The organism is Synechococcus sp. R3-13 (assembly GCF_047462195.1).
GTDB lineage: Bacteria > Cyanobacteriota > Cyanobacteriia > Thermostichales > Thermostichaceae > Thermostichus.
Genome location: NZ_JANSIO010000515.1, coordinates 1 through 4,869, shown reverse-complemented (window position 1 = coordinate 4,869; position 4,869 = coordinate 1). Strand labels below are relative to the sequence as shown.

The following is a 4,869-nucleotide window of genomic DNA, read 5'->3' as shown; positions in this document are numbered from 1 at the left end:
TCAGCCGACCGCTGCTGCTCGGCCCGCATTTCTTGGATTTGTTCTTGTTGTTGCTGAAGGTTGCGAATCAGCCACTCCTCTTGTTCTGGGGTCATGGGAAAGGTCTGAAGATATCCCTTCAATTCTAGTCAGTTGGGGATGGGATCCCGTTGAGCTGCCAAGAGAAGGGCATTGACAATGGCAGCAGCAACTGGGGATCCGCCTTTGCGGCCCTCCACCCGAATCTGGGGAACATCCGTTTGCGCCAACGCCTGCTTGGCCTCTTCCACCGCCACAAATCCCACCGGCACTCCGATCACCAAGGCCGGCTTGACCCGCTGTGCCCGAATCTCCTCCACCAAAGCCAGCAACGCGGTGGGGGCATTGCCAACGACAAACAGGGCTTCTGGATAGCGGCGTGCCAAGTTCACCATCCCATTGGCGGCGCGGGTTTGACCGGGCCAACGGGGCTCCTCCACCCAGTCCAAAGCACAGTAGAGGGGGATCCCTTGGGCTTTCAGACCTGACTGGATCCCAGCTGCCACCATCCTGACATCGACAATGACAGGCTGCTTTTGCCGTAGGGCTGCCAGGGCGTGTTCAACGGCGTTGGGGCCGAAGAAAAAGCGATCCCGTAGCTCAAAGTCGGCAGTGGCATGAATGGCACGGCGCACCACCTCATAAGGGATCCCTTGCCAGGGGTGGGGGCCAATCTCTTGATCGATCTGGCGGAAGCTGGCAGCAGTGATTGGGTCTACCTGGAAGGCTTCATTCATTGGGTCTGGAGTCAGGGGCACAGTCATGCTGGCATGTCCTAAAGAAGAACCGGTAGCAAAGTAGCTTTGGGCGAGCCGAGAAAACCACTAAGATTGGTCTAGCCTAAATTGGAGATGAGCCTATTGTTGTCACCCACTCCTCCCTTGCACAGACTCAACTCCCATCCTTCCCCTTCTGCTCCCGTCGGCGCCAATTCCGTCGGCAATCCCGGTTTCTCCTCTGTTGATGCGCCCCCCCCTTCCCCAACGGGTAGCGACAGGGATCCCTTGTCGGCTTTGCCTCGCTACGGCTACCCCCAAACCTGGCATTGGCGGGGCTGGCCCATCCATTTCACCTACACCCCCAGTCGCGCCCAAACCCCTGCCGGTGTCGTCAACTTGACGGCAGCTCCGGCCCTTTTAATCCATGGATTTGGAGCGTCAGTGGGTCATTGGCGCCACAACATTCTCCCTCTGGGATCCCAGCGCTCCGTCTATGCCCTCGACCTGCTGGGATTTGGCAAGAGTGCCAAGCCGGAGATTGCCTACAGCGTTGATCTGTGGGTGGAGCAGGTACACGAGTTTTGGCAAACTCACATTCAGCAGCCCAGCATCCTGGTGGGCCATTCCATCGGGGGCTTGGTGGGAGTCATTGCCGCCGCCCGCTATCCCCAGATGGTGAAGGGCCTGTGCTTGATTAGCTGCGCCGATGGGCCCCATCCGGAAGAATTGCCCTCTCCCTGGGATGCTCTGGTGCGAGCCCTCTGCGAAGGGATTCTGTCGTTGCTGGGGTGCCCCCTCACTTATCCCCACCTCTTCAACTGGCTGCGACAAACCGAGGTGCTACGAGCTTGGATCAAGAATGTCTACAAGCGGGATGAGCAGGTGGATGACGAGCTGGTGCAGATCTTCCAGAGACCGGCCTTTGAGCCGGGGGCAGCCCACGTGTTTTTGGACGGTCTGAGGGCCATTCTCTGCCGCCGCTTCGACAGCCCCAAACGCCTGCTGCCCACCCTAAAAATGCCTATCTTGCTACTTTGGGGCCGAGAAGATCCGGCAGTGCCCAGTTTTTTGGCAGACCAATTTAAGCGCTGGCAACCTGCCCTCACCTTGGTGAAGCTGCCGGGAGTAGGCCACTGCGCCCACGACGAGCTGCCTCACTGGGTCAACACCCTCATCGGGGAATGGGCGGCCAGTCTGGAGACCTGCCCTGACTTGCCCACCCCCCTTCAGCGGGATCCCCGAGTCGGCTAGCTCAGCAAGTGATCTGAGCTATTCCCGGCAAGGTGCCACAAGTGAGGGCTATCGGCACAGGCCCCCCCCAGCTTGGAACACCCCCAAGCCAAATCCCAGCCTGCCGCCGGGAAAAGGGATCCCGCTCAGAGATCAGGGGGCAGCTTGAGGATCTGATGCTGGCGCATCCCCTGCCAGCGGCGAATGAGATCGCCATCAATACCGAACTGATCCAACGCCTTCACCACCACAAAATCCACCAAGTCTAAGATGGTGCGCGGCTGGTGGTACCAAGCCGGAATGGCCGGGACAATACGCGCCCCCGCTTCTGCCAGGGTGGTCAAGTTGCGCAGGTGGATCAGGCTAAAGGGGGTTTCCCGCGGCACCACCACCAAGCGTCGTCCCTCCTTGAGCTGCACATCAGCAGCCCGCTCCAGCAAATCCGAGCTCAAGCCGGCAGCCAACTTGGCAACTGTACCCATGCTGCACGGGATCACCAACATCCCCTGCGTGCGATAGGAGCCACTGGCAATGGTTGCCCCCACATCCTGCCAGCGATGACAAACTAGGGATCCACCGCTGCTCTCGGCTTGCTGTCGCCAAAAGTGGGCCTGCTTGCGGGGGTCTGTCGGCAGCAGCACCCCTTGTTCTCCCTGCCACACCTGATAGGCCGCTTTGGAGGCCACCACTTCGACGCGGTAGTCCAGGCTGAGCAGAACATGCAGAGCGCGCACAGCATAGAGCATCCCTGAAGCGCCTGATACGCCAAGGATGATGGGCAGAGAGGATGTCAAGGGCCGCTGGGGAACGTCTTCTGCTCAAGTCTAGCGAGGGGAGCCGTCCCTCGCCTGCTCAGGAGATCCCTAACCCACCGCTCCAAAAGACTTGCACAACGCGGGATAAAAATGCTCCTGGCACAGGTTGAAGGCAGCGCTCAAGCCCCAGTCTGACTCTTCTCTGTTAGGTCTGCAGATTTTGCCGCCCGTTGCGGATCACCCGTAAGGACTCCACCAACCGCAACTCCAAGTCTTGCAACACCTGATCCACGTAACGGTGGGCCTCCCGCTGCAGGCGCTCCGATTCCTGCAGTGTCTGTCGCCGCACCTCCTCACTATGTTGATAGGCTTGTTGCAATAACTGCTCCGCCTGAGCTTGGGCCTGTCGCAGAATCGCCGATTCGTTGAGGAGCTGCTCAGCCCTACGTTGGGCCGCGGCCACAATTTCTTGGGCGTAGCGATTGGCCTCTGCCAAGATCCGATCCCGCTGGCGCAGCAGTTCCTCCGCTTCCTCCAGGGCTGTCGGCAGGTTCAGGCGGATAAAGTCTAACTGCTCCAGAATCTTTTCCTCTTCAATAAGGGTGCGAGACCAAAACAGGCGAGGGCTACTGAGAATGGCTGCCTCCAATTGATCCAGGGCCTCCTGGACGCGCATCAGAGCCAGGGTCTGATCCCCAAAGGGTACGCCGGCACGATTGGAAGGATCAGAGGGCAATTCTCGCATCAGTCTATGAAGAGGGGAGGCTGCACTGAGCAAAAGAGCAGATCAGGCAGGATAACGCCTACCATATCAGGTTCTCGGTTTCCTGAATCTGCGCAGTCTCCCCTTCGCTCCAACCACTCTTCGTGAAGTAGATGTTCTTTTTGATATGAGGGGACGATGGACTTTCTCCCTCGCGGAGGCTGTGAGCCAAGCGGCAGAGAGGCTGCTTACCGGTCGGTTGGTGCCACAGCGGCTGGGGAGCCGAGGTTGCTCGGCTGCCAAAAGAGCGCCAATGGAGGAGATTTATAGTCATTTTGAATAGGAATAAAACATTTCCGTTGCCTTGCTCTCCAACCCCCCTCTCCCAGAGAGATGAGCTGGGGGGTCGCGGCAGCGGCGCGGAGCGTTTGGGGAGTGTCTCAATCTAGTTTGAGATGACTACACTTTTTGAGTTGCCGCCAGTTCCCTGAAGATGGCCAGCCTCCAGATGGTTGACAGCTACCTATGGCACACTGAGAAAAAAGGAGTTGGAGCCCCAGCCTCTTATGCCACAACCGCAGCCCCCCAGAAGACTGGAAGACCAGTTTGTGGAGAATGTCTCCCGTTATCCCACTTACTTTATTACCGTTTTGCTGGGGGGGATCTGGGCTGGCCTCCAGCCTTTTGTCGGCCTGTATCGCAAAAGTCCAACAGCGGCGGCTATGGTTACGCTGGGATCCCTTTTGTTGCTTCTATTTGTTTATTTCACCCTGCGAGGCATGACAGGGAATACCTTTTGGCCAGAATAGATACTGGGTTGAGGTTGGGGCCCATGGGCGAAGCTGTGCAGTGGACGCCGGCAGCATAAGCACGCCTCAAGGGGATCCCTCTTTTTCGCCCCACTGCTGACAAGAAGTAAAGTGCTCCGCACCGCTCGCGCGAATGAAAAGTTTGCCCCGGAATGGTGGCGGTCTATGGGCAGGCCAAGCCTCAATTGGCTCTTCAGGGATCCCGGCTGCAAGCTGTAGCGAGGGGATTGGATTTGCCGCTAGCTTGGTAGAGGTGTTCTCCTCCGTTCCCTCGTTTATTTTTGCAACTCATGGCAGATTGGATCCTGTTGGCGCTGGTGGGTTCTGCAACCTACCTGCTGCTGCAAAAAAGTGTGGCCCGCCTTTCGAAGGTGCCGTGGCGGATCCTGTGGCTGGTGATGATGCTGCCCCCTTTGGTTTGGGTGCTGGGGCGTCAGGTGTTTCAGTACGAATTGCCTCCCTTGCTGATGTTGCTGCTGTTTCTCACCTCCTACTTTACCAGCATGACCTTGGTGAGACGAGGGGGTATTCGACCCTCAACCGGAGGCCCTCGGCCAGAGGTGGAAAACTCCTCTCCAGAAGCGGATCCCTCGCCGGCTGGGGAACCTGAGCCAGAGGAAGAGGAGGAAGACGGC

General features: G+C 58.4%; 5 protein-coding genes and 1 pseudogene. 3 read left to right on the top strand and 3 right to left on the bottom strand.

Features of this window, described 5'->3' with window-relative positions:
• Positions 1–128: 128 nt before the first annotated feature.
• Positions 129–782: a cobalt-precorrin-8X methylmutase gene (locus NW856_RS14185; protein WP_414341560.1), complete on the bottom strand. Its 654-nt coding sequence runs from the start codon at positions 780–782 to the stop codon at positions 129–131.
• An 87-nt stretch (positions 783–869) separates the two neighbouring features.
• On the opposite strand from NW856_RS14185, the gene NW856_RS14180 reads away from it, so the two are divergent.
• Positions 870–1,988: an alpha/beta fold hydrolase gene (locus tag NW856_RS14180; protein ID WP_414400760.1), complete on the top strand. Its 1,119-nt coding sequence runs from the start codon at positions 870–872 to the stop codon at positions 1,986–1,988.
• Positions 1,989–2,113: 125 nt separating this feature from the next.
• Here NW856_RS14180 and NW856_RS14175 read toward each other — a convergent pair whose 3' ends face one another.
• Together NW856_RS14175 and NW856_RS14170 are read right to left on the bottom strand one after the other, a co-directional pair.
• Entirely contained in the window at positions 2,114–2,761 is a 648-nt protein-coding gene (locus tag NW856_RS14175) for a flavin prenyltransferase UbiX (protein WP_011431889.1), read from the bottom strand.
• 166 nt (positions 2,762–2,927) lie between these two features.
• Positions 2,928–3,467, bottom strand: a complete 540-nt coding sequence (locus tag NW856_RS14170; protein WP_414380997.1) for a hypothetical protein — start codon at positions 3,465–3,467, stop codon at positions 2,928–2,930.
• 524 nt (positions 3,468–3,991) lie between these two features.
• Between NW856_RS14170 and NW856_RS14165 the strand changes: the two genes are divergently transcribed.
• Complete coding sequence (locus NW856_RS14165) at positions 3,992–4,234, top strand: DUF751 family protein (protein ID WP_041436092.1); 243 nt, start codon at positions 3,992–3,994, stop codon at positions 4,232–4,234.
• Positions 4,235–4,524: 290 nt separating this feature from the next.
• Positions 4,525–4,869: pseudogene (locus NW856_RS14160) on the top strand (site-2 protease family protein); the annotation flags it as partial.

What these genes read in the sequence shown, in the direction of transcription:
- NW856_RS14170 (WP_414380997.1), bottom strand. Translation starts at nt 3,467, where the DNA reads ATGCGAGAATTGCCCTCTGATCCTTCCAATCGTGCCGGCGTACCCTTT.
- NW856_RS14165 (WP_041436092.1), top strand. Translation starts at nt 3,992, where the DNA reads ATGCCACAACCGCAGCCCCCCAGAAGACTGGAAGACCAGTTTGTGGAG.
- NW856_RS14180 (WP_414400760.1), top strand. Translation starts at nt 870, where the DNA reads ATGAGCCTATTGTTGTCACCCACTCCTCCCTTGCACAGACTCAACTCC.
- NW856_RS14185 (WP_414341560.1), bottom strand. Translation starts at nt 782, where the DNA reads ATGACTGTGCCCCTGACTCCAGACCCAATGAATGAAGCCTTCCAGGTA.